General features: G+C 52.8%; 13 protein-coding genes and 1 pseudogene. 5 read left to right on the forward strand and 9 right to left on the reverse strand.

What is annotated here, in order from left to right; genetic code table 11:
* Positions 1 to 5: 5 nt before the first annotated feature.
* On the forward strand, positions 6 to 1622 hold the full coding sequence (locus PLIM_RS15270; RefSeq protein WP_052301597.1) for a hypothetical protein: 1617 nt from the start codon (positions 6 to 8) through the stop codon (positions 1620 to 1622).
* A 29-nt stretch (positions 1623 to 1651) separates the two neighbouring features.
* On the opposite strand, the gene PLIM_RS15275 is transcribed toward PLIM_RS15270, so the two are convergent.
* The 3 genes from PLIM_RS15275 to PLIM_RS15285 are packed head-to-tail and all read right to left on the reverse strand — an operon-like array spanning position 1652 to position 3114.
* Complete coding sequence (locus PLIM_RS15275) at positions 1652 to 2146, reverse strand: hypothetical protein (protein WP_013111224.1); 495 nt, start codon at positions 2144 to 2146, stop codon at positions 1652 to 1654.
* A gap of 34 nt (positions 2147 to 2180) precedes the next feature.
* Positions 2181 to 2681 (reverse strand): hypothetical protein, encoded by a 501-nt coding sequence (locus tag PLIM_RS15280; protein ID WP_013111225.1) that lies wholly within the window; start codon positions 2679 to 2681, stop codon positions 2181 to 2183.
* A 25-nt stretch (positions 2682 to 2706) separates the two neighbouring features.
* On the reverse strand, positions 2707 to 3114 hold the full coding sequence (locus tag PLIM_RS15285) for a histidine triad nucleotide-binding protein (protein ID WP_013111226.1): 408 nt from the start codon (positions 3112 to 3114) through the stop codon (positions 2707 to 2709).
* Positions 3115 to 3274: 160 nt separating this feature from the next.
* Between PLIM_RS15285 and PLIM_RS15290 the strand changes: the two genes are divergently transcribed.
* From PLIM_RS15290 to PLIM_RS15305, 3 genes are all read left to right on the forward strand, one after another.
* Positions 3275 to 5206 carry a LamG-like jellyroll fold domain-containing protein gene (locus PLIM_RS15290; protein ID WP_013111227.1) on the forward strand — a complete coding sequence of 644 codons (1932 nt, stop codon included), beginning with the start codon at positions 3275 to 3277 and terminating at the stop codon, positions 5204 to 5206.
* Positions 5207 to 5400: 194 nt separating this feature from the next.
* Positions 5401 to 6420, forward strand: a complete 1020-nt coding sequence (ahr, locus tag PLIM_RS15295) for an NADPH-dependent aldehyde reductase Ahr (protein ID WP_013111228.1) — start codon at positions 5401 to 5403, stop codon at positions 6418 to 6420.
* Between the two features lie 586 nt (positions 6421 to 7006).
* Positions 7007 to 10921, forward strand: coding sequence for an inverse autotransporter beta domain-containing protein (locus PLIM_RS15305; RefSeq protein ID WP_013111229.1), 3915 nt, complete (start codon positions 7007 to 7009; stop codon positions 10919 to 10921).
* 767 nt (positions 10922 to 11688) lie between these two features.
* On the opposite strand, the gene PLIM_RS15315 is transcribed toward PLIM_RS15305, so the two are convergent.
* From PLIM_RS15315 to PLIM_RS15335, 6 genes and pseudogenes are all read right to left on the reverse strand, one after another.
* Positions 11689 to 12021 carry a HesB/IscA family protein gene (locus PLIM_RS15315; RefSeq protein WP_013111231.1) on the reverse strand — a complete coding sequence of 111 codons (333 nt, stop codon included), beginning with the start codon at positions 12019 to 12021 and terminating at the stop codon, positions 11689 to 11691.
* Between the two features lie 180 nt (positions 12022 to 12201).
* On the reverse strand, positions 12202 to 13194 hold the full coding sequence (locus tag PLIM_RS15320; protein ID WP_013111232.1) for a DUF6807 domain-containing protein: 993 nt from the start codon (positions 13192 to 13194) through the stop codon (positions 12202 to 12204).
* Positions 13195 to 13415: 221 nt separating this feature from the next.
* Positions 13416 to 14387 (reverse strand): ketopantoate reductase family protein, encoded by a 972-nt coding sequence (locus tag PLIM_RS15325; RefSeq protein ID WP_013111233.1) that lies wholly within the window; start codon positions 14385 to 14387, stop codon positions 13416 to 13418.
* Between the two features lie 122 nt (positions 14388 to 14509).
* On the reverse strand, positions 14510 to 15706 hold the full coding sequence (locus PLIM_RS24770) for a hypothetical protein (RefSeq protein ID WP_230849321.1): 1197 nt from the start codon (positions 15704 to 15706) through the stop codon (positions 14510 to 14512).
* 1035 nt (positions 15707 to 16741) lie between these two features.
* A pseudogene (locus PLIM_RS25055) lies at positions 16742 to 16843 on the reverse strand (zinc-ribbon domain-containing protein); the annotation flags it as partial.
* A 129-nt stretch (positions 16844 to 16972) separates the two neighbouring features.
* On the reverse strand, positions 16973 to 18469 hold the full coding sequence (locus tag PLIM_RS15335; RefSeq protein WP_013111235.1) for a P-loop NTPase family protein: 1497 nt from the start codon (positions 18467 to 18469) through the stop codon (positions 16973 to 16975).
* Between the two features lie 406 nt (positions 18470 to 18875).
* On the opposite strand from PLIM_RS15335, the gene PLIM_RS23065 reads away from it, so the two are divergent.
* Positions 18876 to 19724: a 4'-phosphopantetheinyl transferase family protein gene (locus PLIM_RS23065; protein WP_013111237.1), complete on the forward strand. Its 849-nt coding sequence runs from the start codon at positions 18876 to 18878 to the stop codon at positions 19722 to 19724.
* The last annotated feature ends 156 nt before the right edge of the window (positions 19725 to 19880 follow it).

Here is a 19880-nt window from a genome sequence, read left to right on the forward strand (position 1 = left end):
TTAACATGCCCGAGAGCCACTCACTATCGAACGAGTTTCACGGCACATCAAAGGTTCTGATTATGGAGCGGCAATTGGCATACTTCGCCTGGAGCCTGATCTTCTGTCTGATGGCAGGCATGTCCCTCGTCCAGCCCTGCCAAGCGGCCCACGAACCCTTCGGCATTCGCATGACCGACCGTGCGACTGGTCGCGGAATTCCTCTGGTGGAACTGACTTCCACCACTCACGAAAAGTGGTTCACCGACAGTGCTGGCTGGGTGGTGATCGATCAACCCGATCTCATGGGGCGGGAACTTCACCTCACCATCGAGTCACCCGGTTATCTCGCTCCCAAAGATGGATTTGGCTTCACGGGCCAGAGGGTCAAAGTTGAATCTGGCAAACAAGTGACGATATCACTCGAGCGCCAGCAACTGGCCGAAAGACTCTATCGCACCACGGGCCATGGCATTTTTCGAGCCGCTCGCAGACTGGAAATCCCTGATCTTCCCTCAGAACCAGCCGCAGCAGCCCGCATTGCCGGTTGCGACAGTGTGCTTGTCACCAGATATCGAAATCAGCTTCACTGGTTCTGGGGAGACACCCCTGTTCTCGAATATCCTCTCGGCAACTTTCATATGACGGGTGCCACCACACCTTTACCATCGGAAGTACCGCCTCTCGATCAGCAGCCGCCATTTTATCACTACTTTGTCAAACCGGATGGTGCCGTCAAACCCATGATGCCCATGCCCGGAGATGGCCCCACCTGGATGGGTGGCTTATTCACCATTCGCGATACAAGCGGCCAGGAGCGTATGGTGGCCGGTTATTCCAAGATCAAAAGTGGTCTCGAATCGTACCGCAGGGGGTTAGCCGTCTGGAACGATACTCAGAACCAGTTTGAACCACTTTGCGAATTTCCCGCGGGAAAATCGTTCTACCCGATCTCGCAACATCATGTGCTGCAGACGACAATCGAACCTGAAGACGATCGCTATCTTTACTTCTGCCAGCCCTTCCCCCTCGTGCGAGTCCTGAAAAGCTGGGAAGCCATTCAAGCCATTGATCGCTACGAAAGCTATACCTGCGAAGCGGCCCACTCGACAGAAGAATCGCCCGCTTTGGATCGCGATGCCAACGGGCATTTGAAGTACGAGTGGAAACGCGGTTTTAAACCACTCACATCAGCTCGACTTCAACTATGGATCACACTGGGTTTGCTCAAAGAACAGGAAAGCCTCATCGCACTCACGGATCATTTCACTGGTGAGCCCATCGAAGTTCATTATGGTTCAACGAGCTGGAACCCTTATCGCAAACAGTACATCACCATTTTCTCACAGCTTCATGGCAAGAAATCAGAAGATCGGCCCGCCTCGACGCTGGGGAATGTCTGGTTGACCACAGCCCCTTCGCTCACCGGCCCCTGGAGCAAAGCGACCCTCCTGGCCACTCACGGTCCCTACTCCTTCTATAACCCCTTGCAACACCCGGAGTTTTCTGAGCAAAATGGCCGGATCATTTATTTCGAAGGGACATTCACCAAATCATTCTCCGGCTTGACCGAAAGCGTCCCACTCTACGAATACAACCAGCTGATGTATCGCGTCGATCTGGATGGCGTCAAAGCGGAATAACTTTGGATCCGACATGATCAAGCCAGTTATTAGTCAGGCAGATTTTTCAGATCGAAGCCTTTATTCTTCAGGAATCCTGCGGCAACGTAGCATTCACGCACTTCCAGAAACATAAACAGATATACCGGTGCAACGAGGCAGCAAGGTGAGAGAATCAAAGAAATCAACACCAGCAGCATGATCCAATACCCGCCTTGTATGGAAGCCCAAGGGTTGACTTCAAAACCCATTCGACTGATCAGCAGCCCCACCCCCAGCATAATCTGCCCGAATAGACAGGCCAATATCCCCACCGTTTCGGTATGAAACCAGACGTTCATCAGCAGAGAGGAAATGCTGAGGCCACTCAAACTCAGCACACACAGAAAAAGGAACGAAAACAATCCGATGTGAGATAACCCCACGAAAACACAGATCGCCTGTTTCCCCCAGAGTGCTTTACGGTAGACATACAACTCCGAAACGATGTGCGCATCCTCGGGGTCTTGATAATCAAGAAATTTTTCGACATCGTCCTGACCCACTCCTGTAGTCTTTCTATGATGCTGATCAGGCCCTTTAGTAATCAGGTAGATTCCTCAAATCAAAACCTTTGTTAACTAAAAAGCGCCCAGCCAGATAGCATTCACGGACTTCTAGAAACATAAACAGAAAGAATGGAGCCATGATACAACAGGGCGATAGAACCATCACGCTCATTAGAACAGCCATGCTCCAATAACTGACCTGCAGTGAGTTCCATGGCTGGCTCTTAAAGCAGAATCGGCAAACGACAAGAGCAGCACCACAGGCAAACATCAGAGTCACATACCCGAGGAGAATACCGTCTTCTGGTCTCCTGAGAAGAGTCATCGAGAAACTTGCCACGCCCCTATTGATCAAATGCAAAGCGACAAATGTCAGTATATACAACGATGGCAATAAGTGAATGACACCTGCAATGGAAGAGATCCAGAGTGTATTCCGGAGTGCCTTTCGATAGATAAATATCTGTGAGATCACTTCCGTTTTGACTGGGTCGCGATCGTCGAGACGATCTTCTGAACCTGAAGCAATCATGTGGCCTGTTCCAACAGAGTGCTTATTAACCCGGCGGCCAGTCGAGATTTCTGCCCCCCAGCAGATGGATGTGCAGATGATGCACGGTCTGTCCCCCATGGGCGCCACAATTGATCACCGTGCGATATCCATCATGCAGATGCAGCTTCGCGGCAATCCGACTGGCGACCACCAGTAAATGCCCTAAAAGTTCCCGATCCGTTTCCACCACATCGGCCAGCGAACGAATCTCCCGCTTGGGAATAACGAGCACATGCACTGGAGCCTGCGGGTTCACATCCCGGAAGGCCAGGCATTGATCATCTTCATACACAATGTCAGCCGGGATCTCTTTATCAATGATCTTTTTGAATATCGTCATCTCGTCTGCTGACTCCTCTTCGGATCGATCCCCAGCCCCATGGCATACTTCATCGCCTTCCGTCTTAGCCATTCAGAAACCTGATCGCCAGAGCAGAACGGCCATTTGCCAGATCTGTGAAATTTTCGCGATGGCTGAATCCACCAATTGACAGCAGCATCAGAAATGAACATCTTCGTTAAAGATCATGCAGAATGATTATTTGCACGCACTCATGCCCGAGAGAATGATTATGGCTTCCACACGATCCTCCTGGTTCCGGCGGCATCTGGCCACACGGCTTTGTTTCACACTTTGTCTATCGGTTGTCATCATGGGCAACTCTTTACTGGCCCATCCGGATCTCGAAGAAGATGGCCTGCTGACACATTTTGTGGTTGGTGGTCATCGTATTGAAAATGGCCGTGTCGAAGACCAGACCCATTCGGCCAAAGCCACGCTTGTCGGTAAACCCCAGCCGGTCACCATCGGCCCAGCCGAGGGGTTAGTCTTCAATGGAAAAGACGAGTACCTGCTGATTGCCGAGAATGTGGCAGCGGCTGGCAAGCTGCTCCCCAAAAAAGAAATGACTGTCTCGGCCTGGGTGAACCTCAAATCGATAGGCCAATGGGGAGCCATTGCCGGCTGCCTCGAAGATACTGGCAATTACGAGAAGGGCTGGCTCCTGGGCTACGAAAATGGAAAATTCTCCTTCGCCCTCGCCAGTAAAGGGAGTGATGACGGCAATGGCCTGATGACCTATCTGACAGCCAAAGAATCCATCGAACTGGGCCGCTGGTACCACATTGCCGGATCCTACGATGGCCAGACGATGAAGCTCTACGTCAATGGCAAGCTGGCTGGTGAATCCAAAGCACAATCTGGTGAGATCCTCTATGAACCCAAGTCAGCTTATGTGATCGGGGCTTACAAGGATTCCAACGAATTTCACGGCTGGGAGGGCGCTTTTCAGGAAGTGAAAGTCTACAGCCGGGTGCTACCTGCCAACGACTTTGCAGCGGTCGCCAAAAAGAACGAGAACCTGATCAACTGGAACCCTCCCAATAACACCAAGCTCGAATTTCTCGTGAAGCCTTACCTGCAGCATGTGACTTCCACATCGATTGTGGTCATGTGCGAAACATCGCGACCGGCCATCACAAAGGTCAACTTTGCCTTACGCCAGCCAATCACTTTGAAGGCCGCCAGCGAAACGTTATCGCTGATTCAGGAAGTCCCTCTCAAGGATCTATCGCCCGGGTCGATCTACTACTATCAGGTGCAGTGCGAATCTCCCGATGGTCAATCGATCCAAAGTGAAATTTACAGCTTTCAGACAGCCTTTGGAGCTGACCGCCCCTGGGCCTTCGGGATTGTGGGTGATACCCAGCGCAACCCGGTCATTACAGCAGCCTGTGCCGACGGACTCTATGCACTCCGGCCCAACTTCGTCATTCACTGCGGCGATGTCGTCGATAATGGCTTTGCCAAAAACCAGTGGATCAAAGACCTGTTCGAACCCGCCCACAATCTCATGGCACACACGGTCGTCTTCCCCACGATTGGCAATCACGAACAGAATGCCCACTGGTACTACGATTACTTCAGCCTTCCCAAGCCCGAATACTATTACACCTTCACCTATGGCAATGCCCAGTTTTTCATGATCGATTCCAACAAGCCTCTCGATCCTGGGTCGGAACAGTATCTCTGGCTCGAGAAAGAACTGGCGAAGTCGAAAGCCACCTGGAAGTTCACCTGCCACCATCATCCCTGCTTCACCAGCGATTCGGACGATTATGGAAACCTGACAACTGGCGCTGGCGAAAGGCAACCCACCTACGGCGACCGCAATGCCCAGAAACTCATTCCGCTCTATGAGAAGTATGGTGTAGACATCGCATGGAATGGGCACATTCACGTATACGAACGTACCTGGCCCATCTACCAGATGACCATCAATCAGAAAAAAGGGGTTCGCTACATCACCAGTGGCGGCGGTGGCGGTCATCTCGAACAAGCCGCTGCCCAGCGTGCCTGGTTCAGCCTCCACTTCAAACGAGCTTACCATTACTGCTATGTCACGGCCTTCGAGAACACCATTCAGTTCAAAGCCTACGACACCGAAGGACGATTGTTCGACACCTTCGAACTCACCAAAGACCAGCCAGCCCCAAAGCCATAAAAACCACTGATCACCAGTTCAAACCTCGCCCAGCGGATTGGTCCTTTTGATTTCTACGGCTTTGTCATGAGGCCGTATTGAAAGACATTGAGGAAGATCCTCGCCAGATTTTCACTTGAATGATTATTCAAGTGTGAAACAATAAGCGAGGGTAAGTTGCCCCGGTCGAACGGTTGTGATTGCTGGGAATCCTCATGACAAAATCTGTACGAGCCTATGCCGCCAAAAGTCCGAATGCGCCGCTTGAAATGATGGAATTCCAATGGGGGGAGTTGCCCCCTGGACAAGTCGAAGTTCAGGTCGAGTCTTGCGGCATTTGCCACTCGGATCTTTCGATGCTCCACAATGAATGGGGGATGACGCAGTTTCCGTTTGTTGGCGGTCATGAAGCGATTGGGAAAATCGTCGCTGTCGGTGAAGGTGTCGATATAACGAGAATCGGGCAGCGTGTCGGGGTGGGCTGGACATCTCAAAGTTGTATGACCTGCTCCACCTGCATGAGTGGCGATCACAATATGTGTGCCACAGCCGAAGGGACCATTGTGGGTCGGCACGGCGGGTTCGCCGAACGAGTGCGCTGCCAGGCCCAGTGGGCTCTTCCACTGCCAGAAGCACTGGATCCACTGACCTCCGGGCCGCTCTTTTGCGGTGGAATTACAGTATTCAATCCCTTAATTCAGTTTGGCATTCAACCAACCGCCCGCGTGGGAGTGGTCGGAATCGGTGGCCTGGGGCACATGGCACTCAAATTCGCGCGGGCCTGGGGCTGCGAAGTGGTCGCTTTCACCTCCAGCGATTCCAAGCGTGATGAGGCCATGCAGCTGGGCGCTCACCGCGTGCTGAATTCTCGTGACGACGCCGCTCTCGCTCCACATTTCGGAACATTTGATCTGATCATTTCGACGGTCAACGTCTCTTTGAATTGGCCACTTTATATTAATCTGCTCGCCCCTCGCGGCCGGTTGCACACCGTCGGTGCAATAGCGGAACCTGTTGCTCTGATTGCGTTTCCGATGATTATGGGCCAGAAATCCTTCTCAGGTTCCCCCACCGGCAGCCCGGTCTCCATGGCCAAAATGTTGAGTTTCTGCGAGCGGCACCAGATCGCTCCGGTCACGGAAGCATTCCCTCTCAGTGAGATCAACCAAGCGTTTGATCATCTGAAATCGGGACAGGCCCGCTACCGGATTGTGCTGGAGAGCGACTGGAAATAGATACAAACCGATTCACAGCATAGTTTTATGTTATTTCCACACAGAGCCCGGCACAACGACCAGCATTTGTGCCGGGCTCTTCATTAAGTCGTCGATCGTTTTGCTGACCGCCGTTTGCTGTTTTTGCAAAAGTGGTCATTTCTGCCTGTAAACAGCCCTAAAGCACTACGATGGGCAGGTCATCGGCTGAAAACGCCGAAAACGATTCAGTCCTGAAATTTCGGATTGAAAGAATCCTGAATTTTGGGCTTGATCCGGCCTGATTGCCGTTGCCCGTTTCTTTTCGATCTCGCTAAAACGCCAACGTTGATTGTTCCTGCCATGGTGATTCGCCCCAGGCGATGAACCGGCGGCAGTGACTCTCAACAACTTGCCTTCTGCCATCTCTTGCCTGCCTGGATCTCCGATCCATGGAACCCGGCCTTCAGGTTCCTGCCTTTCGAATGCTTTTCCGATCTTTCAGTTTTCACTCCCGTCCCGATCACGACCCTTCCAGTCAAAAGTCGAGTTCCTCTTCTTCAACTGGATGAGTCTTTCCGATCTCACCTGTTCGCGCCTGCCCTTCGCCACCATCTGAGGTGTCTCGATGTCTCATTTTGCGCGCCGATTGTTCGCCCATGCGATCCAGCATCGTACTCGCTGGCTTTCGGCTGGATTATGCCTGACGGCTGCTTCCTCACTGCCTGTGGAATACGAAAACACTGTGCAGGCGCAGGACTGGCTGGCCGATTCGACCATCAATGTCGGATCGTCACTGTATGAAGGTGGCACTTCAACGCAGCAAGGCCAGGCCTTAGGAACTGCCTTCCGCGTCGGGCACTTCACAGGTCCGTGGATTGGACGCGAAGATTCCATCACTCCTGTCGAATTAATGCCCTACGGCTTTATCGAAAACTTCATGCTCTTCGGTGATCTTCGCGGCTTCCGCTCGAATTCGGATCGCTATGGAGCCAACGTCGGTGGTGGTGCCCGCTACTACCTGGAAAACTACGACCGAATTATCGGTGCGAACGCTTATTTTGATTACGACGAAACCAGTGGTGCTCCCTTCCGTGATGTCGGCTTCGGTATTGAAACGTTAGGCCGCTACTGGGATGCACGAGTCAACGCCTACTTCCCCGTAGGCCCTACAGAGCAGCTCCTCAGCCAAAGCGTCGTCACTGGCAGTCAGCGATTCCAGGATACTCGGATTCTCTTTGACCGCGAGCGAATTGTCGGTCTCGCCCCCAAAGGTTTCGATGCCGAATTCGGCATGCCGTTATTCTTCAACAGCTTCTTCGAGCGGCACGATCTCCGCGCTTTTGGCGGTTTCTACCATTATCAGTCAGAAAATCTGCCCACTCTCTGGGGTTGGAAGGGACGACTCGCTGCCGATGTCATCCCCAGCATTAACGTCGGCCTTGAAGTTGCTCATGACCAGGTCTTCAAGACAAACGTCGCGTTCAATGTCCAATGGACATTTGGTGGCTTCCGCCAGGGCGAAAGCGAACGGATCACTCAGATCAATCGCATGACCACACCTGTCCGCCGCAGCTACAACGTGGTGGTGGCCCAGAATCGCGTGGTCGATGAAGATGTTGTCGCGATCAACCCGGCCACTGGCAACCCCTACAACGTACAACACGTGGCCAGCTTCGCCACAGGCCTTGAAGACGGTACCGTCGAGAATCCCTGGAATACCATCCAGGAAGCTCAAGGAATTGTGGGTGAAGATATCGTCTTCGTTCATGCCGACAGCGTGTTTGATAATCCCGGCACCATCAATCTCGAATCCGGTGTTCGAGTTCTCGGCGAAGGAAATGGTGTTAACCACCTCGTGAATGTTCAGGGGCTGGGGAACATCCTTTTGCCACGGGCCACCGCCGGTGTGAATCGCCCACTGATCCAGAACACCGTTGGTAATGGTGTCGTACTGGCTGCGAATTCAGAATTCAGCGGCTTTGTCGTCGATAACCCAAGTGCCTTTGGCATCTTTGGGACAGGCGATCTCGGCCTGTCATTCATTCGCAACACCTCGGTTTCCAGCAGTGGTTCAGCCGGAATTTCTCTCAACAATACTCAAGGTGCATTGAGTATTCAGAACTCGACCATCTCCGATCCTGATGGCAATGCCAACGCTCTGGAAATCATTGGTGGAAACTCGACCGTTACCTTTACCGGGAACTCCAGCTCAACCGCCTCCGATATCACCAGTACCGGTGGTGCCGCACTGCTCGTTCAAGGCATGACGGGTGGATCTGTCAACCTGACTGGCTCGCAGATCTCGAATGATGCGGGCCTGGGGATCCAGATTCAGAACAACGCCAGCATTGTGACCGTCGATACTGCCACAATTTCCAATGCCACCGGCAATGCAGTACTCGTCAACAATACCTCCCGGAATGTGACCTTCCGTGGCCCGCTCACTATTTCGAATGCGGGCGACGACTCCATTCTTATTCAGAATACAGCGGCAGGCTCAACAGTTTCATTCTCTGATCTGTCAAATACGACCGGCGTCACGATCAGTGGTCGCGGCGGACAGGGGGTGAACATCAACAATAATGCGGGCAACGTCAACTTCTTCAGCCCGCTGAGCATTGCCGGTCTGGGTGGAGTGGGTGATGCCGCCATCGACTTCCAGAATAACTCCGGCAGTGCCTTGTTCCAGAACATTACGATTCAAGACAGTGCGGGCGATGGTATCCGGATTGGTGAAACCGCACTGGGAAGTAATAACACAGGAACCTTTACTGTCACTGGGATCACCAGTATCACCGGGAACATCGCACAAAACGGTATTGCCATTACCGATGACAGTGCTGTTGTCACTTTCGGGAATGCCGCCACAACCACCGGGATCAACGGTCGCGGGTTGGCAGGCATCAGCGTCATTGACAACAACGCCAATGTTAACTTTCTGGGAACCACCAGCATTGGTAACCCTGGCGGAAGCACCAGCCCAGCCATTGATCTGCAGGATAACGACAACGCGAATATTGTTTTTGGTAACGTGATTGTTACTGATGCGACCGGGCCGGCTGGCCAGGGTGCCGGTGCCAACATCATCGGCAATGCTTCGAATATCTCCTTTAACTCACTCAGCGTCACAACCATCGACGGTATCGGCCTCTTCGTTCGCGATTCACAAAGCCTCACGATTGCCGATGGCTTTATCGACTCCACATTCGCTACGACAGGTCGCTCGGCCATCGATATTGAAGACTCGGGCTACGTCATCACGCTCGATGGAGCTTCGGCCGACACACCCACCGGGGCTGGTATCCGGCTGGTCGACAACACGGGGATCAACGGGACTGGCAATGCTCAGTTCGTGATCACCGGCACCGATGTCGCCCGCGACGGGGGTACCATCCAGAATGGTAACGCAGATGGTGTCTTCGCGGTGAACTCCGGTGGAGTCAGCCTCACCGGGATGACCATCAACGACAATCTCGGCCGTGGTGTGTTCGCCAGCAATCTGCGACAGCTCAATGTCTTTGGCAGCACCACAGCAGGTGACATTTTTGCCAACGGCTTCTCAGGCGTCGAAACTCTCAATGTGGATGTTGTCCAGATTGCCGACATGACCTTCACCAACAACGGCGCTGTCAATACGGACAATCCGGAAATCCTGCTCCGGGCGAATGCACTCTCGCAAACGACTCCCACCGGACAGACCAGCACTGGTTACCAATGGCTGATTCAACGCAACGTGATCACCGAGAACGGTGTTGACGCGGTCCGCCTTCAGTCGGAAAACACCAACGTCGGCACTCTGTTCCTGACAGTGGGTGGCCCGAACAATAGCGATCTGGTGAACTTCCTGCCTGGAGCAGCCACGAGCGATGGCAATACGATCGTACTCAATTCCATCACCCCGGGTGCAGCTGGTGTCAACGTTCAGTGGAACAATGCTCTCTCGGCTGCTGCTCAGTGGAACCTGATCACGATCACAGGTGCCAACAACGGTGCCGAGCGGATCGGGATGCGGTTTGCCACCACCAATACCCTTCAGCCACATGTAATCAACGTTCTCGACAACACCATCAATTCGACACGCGAGAACTCGACTGGCTTTGAATTCTCTCAAGCCGGAATTCTCAACGCGATTATTGCCCGTAATAACGTGAACTTTAATACGCCGGATGTCTTCGTCGACTTCAACCGGGCGATGCGATTCAACATCGGCAACAACTCGGTCGTCGATCTCACAGACAACGTGACCCTCGATGCCGATGATGGATCACAAGGCTTCGTGTTTGAAACCGTGGGCAGTGGCAGCACCTTCTTCATTGCCCGCAACGATCTGACCTTTACCAATAACTTCTTCGGATTCTTTGAAGAAGGGATCGTCTTTGAAACAGTCACCGGAACTGTCAACTTCATCGGCGGTGCCGATATCACAACCAATAACCTGGTCAACTTCACCGGAACCACAGGTACAGGCACTGCCTTCCAGTTCCTCTCGGGAACATCGACTGGCTCACTCCGTGTCAACGGAGTTCAAATCTTCCCATAAGGCGGGATATCACCTGGCTTTGCTCAACCTGGCCTCCGATCCTTGTTGAACAAGCTTGATAACGTTCCTGTCGCACCTGGCAGCCCTGTGGAAATCCCCCCGATCTCCACAGGGCTGTTTCGTTGGTCAAAAGCGCACCACTCGGCAACGCTTACCGATCTCAGGATGACGATCACCTGATGTGCCATGCTTGCGGCCGGGCGCTGTCTTTGATGTGCAACCTGGGGACATTGACCGTAAGGGTGGCCCGGCCGACTGGTGGCCGGGTTATCGTGCCATTGCACGACAAACAAGAAGCCGCGCCATGCGCGTGCCGCGCTACCACTCTTAATTTGGTTTTGGGTGGCACGACCCTGAAGGCTTTGCGGAAGGGCGTGGTCTTTGCGTCCTTCCAAATCACATTTAATGTCACGCCGGGATGGCAGGGCTCGGATGTTTTCATCCACCCCCTGGTCAAACGAGTTCACCAGCACAATTCCATCCGAAACATACATTCATGACTTTTAACGCTGTTCGTCAAAGACGATCAGCGTCCAACGAACTGGGGGCAAACGAGGACGTTTGACCCCAGACACGCATTCAATGAGCACTCCACCAAAGTTGTGTGCAATAGACAGCGGCCCGGAGCAAGCATGCAAGTTCGCATCTCTCATATCGCTGTCGATTTCTACGATGCGTCTCACACCCAAACAAAAAATGCGACTCCAGGAAGACCTCCCGAAGTCGCATGAATTTTTGTCTTGGCAGTGAGAACTGATTCTCAACCACTAAGCGGAGAAGCTGCTGCCACATCCGCAGCTCTTCACAGCATTCGGGTTTTCAAACACGAATCCGCGACGATCCAATCCACTGTAGAAGTCGATGGTGGTACCATCCAGATACAACGCACTCTTCTTATCGATAGCAACCTTCACACCATGATATTCGATCAGATGGTCGTTGACTGGATCAGCGGCTTCTTCGAAACCAAAGTTATACTTGAAGCCACTGCAGCCGCCGCCGGCGATACCGACTCGAACCAGCGTGCTCTCACTCATCTGCTGCTCACTGATGATCCGCTGGATTTCCTTAGCGGCACTTTCGGTCAATGTGACTGGCATGTTCTCATTCCTCAAATAAGGGCATCGCTGTTTCACAAGTGAAAGCGAAATTCAATTGCATTATACAACCCGGCGTCACAAGTCAACAAGGGGCATTGCGTGACCTGATGCAGAATGGAAAGTGGCTTCACCGAACAATCCACCTTCCACAACATTATACACCATCGAGCAATGCGACAATCAACCAGCCTTTTTCAGATTCTCTGGGCGACCTTCTGTCACAAATCCTTCGTAGACTTTCTGAATCTCTTCAGCCGACGGAATCCCCGTATGAACCCATAAGCCGTACCGCAGCTTGACGGTTTGAGATGCTCCCCTTGCCGCCAGTACCACGGGTCTTGCCAGCGTCATATCATTCTGATAAGACCCTTCTCCAAAAGGACTTACGGTGAACAGACCATAGTCCCGAACGTGGTATCTGCCGGGGCGAAAGTTGGCCGAGTCATCGAGAATTGTCACGCCGTAAGTTTTTTCGTTCACCTTTCCGGAGTAATCAATCCACGGCGCTGGCTTGCCCCAGGCCTCCTTGGTTTTGGTCTTCCCGTTGGCAGTCAGGATTTTTCCTCCCTGCAGTTCCCGCATTGTCTGAGCAATTCGAACAGCGAAAAATCCTTCTTTGGTATCTCCCATAACCACATCATCAACCAATGGTTCCAGCAGGATCTCTGCTGCAATCAGGCGGTTCCTGGTGATCGTCCACCGTGTGGTCTCTCGCAGCTGGGCCTGCCCTTCTCCATTAAGCCACTCATTTTCGAGTCGAATCACCACCTTTTCGCCAGCCGCCTTCTCGATCGTCGCCCCGCGATTCACGATGGGCTCTCTCTCCATCCAGTGCTTACTGTGATTCACTTCATCGATGCTGATCCACAATCCTTTATGATGCGGATGCTCTTTTTCGCCCGGTTCAATGGGCCGGGTGAGTATGGCCCCATCGGCAGCCAGGAGTGGCCAGAAATAGGGCTTTTTCAAATCCTTTCCCAAATGCAAAGTGGTAAAGGGTTGCCCATCAATGGTAATCGCAATCTGATCTCCCTCCTGCTGAGCAACGACTCCACCGTCAGCACCAAAAGTCGTGGTCGAGCCCAGCGTCAGACTGCAGATCACTGCGATGCACCAGAGAAACTGACCAGCCGTTGGTAAAGCCCTCTTTCCAGTCATCTGTTGGAACGTCATTGCCTTTTCTCCCGGTTGTTCAAAAATCATGGTCGCCCATCATACAGCGGGACATGGCAGTCCCCATCGGATGCGACAGGCAACCATACCAACCTCAGCCGTCACTTGCCTCAGGAAATGCCCAGCGCGACTACGAAATAGCTACGGGGATTGCCACCATTCCCACACCAGTTCAACATAACCAGTTGATTACAGGGGGTTCACTGCGATCCAGCCACAGATCAATCTTTGGAGGAAGCACGTTCGCGCTCTCTGCGGATTTCAGCCACTTTCAGATGAGTGATTGCCAGATCAAGCAAGCTGAAACCATCCGTGAGCACTGGCGATGGATAATTTTTGAGATCATAGAGAATCTGTGCCGCCTCATTCGCTCCCCCCGCTTCGAGATCTGTCATCAGCGAAGCCGCCAAAGTCGATTTGGGGTTATGAACGCGAAACTTCAGATCCTGATACACAGCATCTCGGGGCGGATACCCAGCCGCCTCAGCAATCGACCGGCATTCCTCAAGAAGTTGTAACGCATAAACACCACCACCAGCCTGCACGATATCCCCCACCGTACCCCGCATCAGGCAGTTAATCCCCGCCAGCGTTGCCAGAAAAAACCACTTCTCCCACATCTCAAGCAAGATCTGGCGACTATGAACAGCAGTGAACTTCGCCTGAGAAAAAATCGGATCGATCACATCCACCCGCTCGGCCTGCCCGGCAAATCGTTCTCCATAAACAAAATCGTGCACATTGCTCAGATGCACAATCTCACCAGCAGCGTTTAACCGAGCCGAAATATGGCATTTACCACCCAGCACATGCCGGGGCCCAAACGCTGCATCTAAAGCCTGCAGATGCCGCATGCCATTGAGCATGGGAATAATGAGCGTCTCAGCCCCAACAGCTGGTCGAATATCAGCAATCGACTGTTCCAGGTCATAAGCTTTGCAGGTCAAAATCACGAGATCAAATCGTGCGGCAGGCTCACCCCGCTCTGCCATAACACGAAGCTCGCTCGCCGTCAGACATGCAGGTGCCGGGAGAAACGCATTCCCGAAGGAACTGGTGATCGCCAAACCGGCTTGAGCCAGCTTCTGTGCTCGCGCCGGCCGGACCAGAAAGGTCACATCCTGCCCCGCTTCAAGCAGCCGCCCACCAAAATACCCACCCACAGCCCCCGCACCCAAAACCAGAACTCGCATGGATTAACTAGCCTCAACCAGAATCTTTTCTTCATCCGCTCTATCTGACGATGATCGATTCCCAGCGATCATTCAACACGAGGCAGAACTTTCGTCTAACATAACCGAACGATGAAACTGATTTATTCTTTGGGAAAAGGCAGATTCTCGAACTTGAACGATACCACCTGCTCCTCAGGTTGATCGATCACCTCCACAAGTAAGACCTCATCACCATGAATTGGAAGAGATTTCAATCCAGCGAAAACATGCCACCAACGTCCATTCTCGAATCGATTCGACGTGGTTATTTCATGCGGAGTACGAACTTTTCCCTCTAGCTCAAAATAACGAACTTTCATCTCTTTGACATACTGCATAGAGTCTGCTGAAAATAAATAATCCGGGTAGTCTTCATAGTCATTCATATCAGGTTTAATCTCCTTCCTTAATCCTAGCTTTTTTATCAATGGGGAAGCATCATTCGATGATTTACTATCAAACAGGCCTGGGATTTCATGCACCATTCGTTTGCCACCAATCAGGCAGGTGATTTCTCCTTCCATAGAAACGATCCGTGACGCCTGAAAGCGTTGATTCGTAAATAGAAGAGCCAGATTGTTTTCGTCGGGCTCCACCTGGCCACTATGTCGCAGAATTTTGCAAATGTTCAGCGACTCTCCATTCACTTTATCGGTTGAATCGATCACTACCTGACCTTGATCAACCTTGATGCTATGAATTTTGATCTTCCCCATCCCGCTGAGCCGGTTGAACCTCTCTCCTTTGGCGCGAAAGACAACTCCATGGGGGACGTACTGCTTCCCTGTATCTCCGTCATCAATTCGATAGATACATCTCATGGCTGAAGCGTTCAATGTGATACCAGGCTCCAATCCCTGAGCTTCGACAGCTGGCTGAAATGGCGCACCTTGTGTGAAGAAATTCGATTCTCTGGTTTCACGCAGTTTCATTCCCGGAGCGAAATTCTTCGGCCCGCCCATAGCCATGAGCAGCATGAAACTCGAAGGGAGCTGCATCAACCTTTCTTCATCCGTTGCCGGAATGCTGGTCATAAGTCTGAGCGAACCCGGATTCTGTTCAGTTTTCAGATTCTCAATGAGATGCTTACTGATCGTGTCCAGATCTTCGGTAAAGTTCGAAATATTGGGCCGGAGAAATGTCTGAATGTATTTGATCTGATTATCAATCAAGGTTTTTAGTTTTGGGAGTTCATCAGTGCTCTTCGACAGAAGTTGAAAACCTATTGAAAGATCTTCCCCAACCTTGACCGAAAATTGCGCAGCACTCAGATCATAAGGCCACTTCCCTTGAGTCATCGGGCTTGTGCTCTCGACCTGACCAGGGATCGAAGAGGCTTTTGATGGATCAATCACCGCTACGAGGAGGTGGGCATCCCGATCGAGTGTCGCCCACATGGGATGGGGTTTGATCGACTCACCCTCGGCAATGGCCCGCTGAATAGTCTCGACAGAACCAGCTAACAGAACATCTGGCTGACTCAAATAGAATGCGCGTGCGTCTGATCGATCGCCATTGGGATCATAGTAGAGATAGTCGCGATCAGCATGTTTTCTAATCTCTCCCTTCCCATCGATGGACCGGAGATCGTCATAGCTGACAGGTCTATTGAGATGAAGGACACCCAGAGTGCTCTTCGTCCACTCCTGAGTTGACGATCCAATCGCTTGAGCAATCCTTGGAAGAAGCACTTCCATCGAATCCTCCGGCAGTGGTGCGGCCTTTTCTATAGCGGCCGAAATCATTTTCAATCCAATAGTGATACTCTTTATATCCTTCTGAGTGAGTGAGCTCTTTCCGAAAGGTAGATCCGGGCTGACTCCAAACTTGCTGCCCAGAGAAACAACCATCGGTGACTTGTTAATCTCCGCCGAATTCACATGAATCAGCAGATCGATATCGCGATCAAACCACCCCATTCCAGGAAGAAATTTTTCAACGGTCGCTTTCTCATTGTCAGCCGTTTGTGCCACTGTTTCCTTACTGGGGAGCATCTGCGCACTGATCGAAGTCTCTGTCGATGCGTCTCCTTGTGGCGAAGCAGGTTCCGGCGCTGCAACCACCGGCGTGACTTCTCTGCTCGATGAGCCTCGGAAGTACATGGCGGTCACTATCGTGCCCGCAACGAGAACGAGTAGGCACGCACCTGCAATCAGAGCAACCACTGGCGGCTTTTGGGATACGGGCTGGCGACGAGTCTTCGCTGTCGAGCCATTCCCATGAACTTTTGAGGTTGATTTTTTATGCGGTAACTTCGCTGGTGGAGCGATCGGTTCATCAAAGTCCGAACCAAAGCCCCCCTCTTCCTCCGGAAACAACTTGGCTACGAATATCGAACCACACTTGGCACATTTGACTTTCTTGCCAAGTTTTTCCGATGAAGCCAATTTGAAAGTTGAATCGCAGTCAGGGCACGAAATCCGCAGTGACGCCATGCTGTGCTCCGCTAAAGCCACTCGCCTGTTATGTAGGTCTTGAGCTTATACGTAGCACAGTAAAATGAACAGTACTGCCGGATCCGAATTTTTGAGAATATCACCCGAGGACGCAGAGAAAGAAGCCTCCTAACCCGGCCCCATGCCCAGGTCGTAGGCCTTCAGATTCTGGCGATAGACAGCGAGTGCCGCATGCAGCGTCGAGCGGTCGATCTTCCACTGAGGATTGCCATCCGTGAATCGATTACAGTGCTCGACCAGCAGTTGATGCAAAAACTTGAACAGGTGCCGGGGCACGCGCATTTGCGACAATGTGCTGACAAGTTCTGCTTCCGTCACGCTGCTGTCGAACCAGTCGAGAAGCTTGGGCGGATTGGTACTGCCATTTGTACAGGCCTTAATCCGATCGTTAGCCAGGTCGTACAGCGATTCCCCCGTCCACTCCAATGACCGGATCATATTCTGCTTGTCGAGCCGCGAACGCTCGTAGAACTCGGGGTTTTCCCGGCTGAGAAAATGACTGATCTCGACAGGCAAAAGCAGCTTAAAGCCCAGTCCCGAATGCTTGAGAAACTTGTTATCGAACATCGGCCACATGAGATCACGCATGCGCTCGGCATTGCCGTTGATCAGATGCGGCTCATCGACACGATCCACAATCACCACCATCCCGGTGAAGCCCAACGTTCTCAGCACGCTTTGTAATTTCGAGAGGAATTCATAGCGGTCATCACTGCGGTCCTTGGCAGGGACAGGCTGTGCCACGAGGTCTTTCGATTCAAAACCCGCCAGCACCTGCTTGAGTGCAATCAAAGGATGATTCAGCACGCGCACCTGTCGGCAAACGCGCCAGGCCAGCCACAACAATTTTGTCTGCTTGATCAGCCACGGCCCCCACGCCACCAGCAGCACCAGCCAAGGCCAGGGCCTGCCCAACTGATTCAGCGAGCCGTTCTGTGCCAGCACCCCAAAGAGGACCAGCGTGGCCAGTGCTCCCAGTCCCAGTTCCCACCAGCTCACAAAGTTGGCAAACCTCAATTTGCGACGCAAAGCATTCCAGCGTGTGGCGGGATGTGTACTGCGCGCTTTATCGAAAAAGGCGGCCAGGAGCAGCAGATCCCGCTTCTGTGAACGCGAAAGGCTCGCCAGTCGATCCGCATGAATCTCAAAAGCGCCAGGCTTGGACGTATGGCTCTCTTCCAGCACATCATCCACGAGCCGAGTCGTCGCTAACGACAGAATGGCGTCCATGTGATCCCATAGCTTCCACTGACTCAAAGCCCGCTCAGGGCGGGAAGAATGGGGCGCCACATGCTGGCGGAAGTTATCAAGAAATGGATTGAAGTCGTCGTACTCGACCACAAACACCCGATCATTCGGATGCCCAACGTTATGCTCGGAAATCTGATCCACCACCTGCAGGCGCAGTGCCGTTTTCCCACTTCCCTTTTCACCAAACACGACGGCTGTCGATGGTTCGCCCGGGTTGCCGCAGATTTTATCCCAGGCAGGATGGAACGTGGCCTGCGCACAAAATCGCTTGAACAGCGGATCGCTTTGTGCGTCTTCCTGACTGAATGGATTCTGAGAAAGCCCATGATGTTCGAGAAACTGCTGAATCCGCATGAACAACCTTTACGGCTGGTGAATGTAAGCTCTGCAAGGCCCTCATCAACTCAATAACTGGCACTTTCCACAGAGCGAAACATGATACAGAGCGAAACATGATTCCTTGACTTCAAATCGCTGGCTTCCATCACCCCAGATCACAAGACCCTGCATCCATCCCTCGATCGAGGTCACGTCCTGCCACCTGTGGAACATAGACTGACGACAATCGACGACAGAGCTCACCGGGTCATACCATCGCTGAAGGAAAGACGTTTGCCAGCACAATGCGCGCCACTACAGAATACCTGTTCTGCGCAAAACATCGCCAGTGACTTGATCCGGGGATCGACCCTTGTGGAAAATTTCACACAGAATAAATCCCACCGCGAACCATGATCGTCTGTGAACCATCGAGAACCTCGTGACGCTCTCCACAGCAGCCAACACTTCTTGCAGCCCGCTTCTGTGGCCCGACTGGTCGCCAGAGATCCTGTCCAACTCGCCCAGCCACATCCTGGTGGTGCGCGTCCCGCTCGAAATCTCTCCTGGCCGCCAGACTCAGTTGCGGGAACTTCTTTCCACCTCAGAACTGGCACGGGCCGATCGGTATCGATTTCCGGAAGTCGGTCGCCGGTTCATTGCCTGCAGAGCCGCTCTCAAAACATTGCTGGCCATGCACATGCAAGGTTGCCATCAGCCCAAAGATATTCGGTCGATCGAACTGATCCCCACAGCCAGCGGCAAACCCACCTGGGCCGGCAGCCAGAGCGATTTCAGTGTCAGCCATTCGGGCGAAATGGCCTTGATTGCCCTCCAGCTCCCCTGCTCAACCTCCACAACAGATCACTCCCCCGCACCGTTGCGACTGGGAATTGACCTCGAACATGCGGCCCGCACGACTGATTGCCTGCGCCTGGCCCGCCGGTTCTTCGCACCCGGCGAAGTCGCTGCTCTGGAAGCTCTTCCCGCAGAAGAGGTCCAGCGGGCGTTCTTCCGCTGCTGGACACGTAAAGAAGCCTATGTGAAGGCGATTGGCGTGGGCCTGGCCTACTCGCTGGAAGCGTTTGAAGTCCCGATTGATCCCCTGCCACCGGGAACCAGCCACCGGGCACTCCTCTCGCATGCCGCCGATGTTCAACAGGTGCAGCGCTGGCAACTCTTCGAAACTTCCCCCCACCCCCAGTACGAAGCCGCCCTCTTCCTCGACTCGCCCCACCCTCCAAACATCACCTACGCCACCATCAATTGGGCGCAGACATCGATCTTATGAGTCAAGACACCCGCCGGTCTACTCGCCGCATCGATCCATCATCACTCGAAAATTCGCCTCGAATCGACACACCATTTGACGTCGCCGGGCACAAAACTTAGTGTTTTCATGTTCCCCGCTTGTCGAATAACTGAATCCGATCACCACAGCTCGATT

It is taken from the genome of Planctopirus limnophila DSM 3776 (assembly GCF_000092105.1).
In the GTDB taxonomy this organism is placed as follows: Bacteria; Planctomycetota; Planctomycetia; order Planctomycetales; family Planctomycetaceae; genus Planctopirus; species Planctopirus limnophila.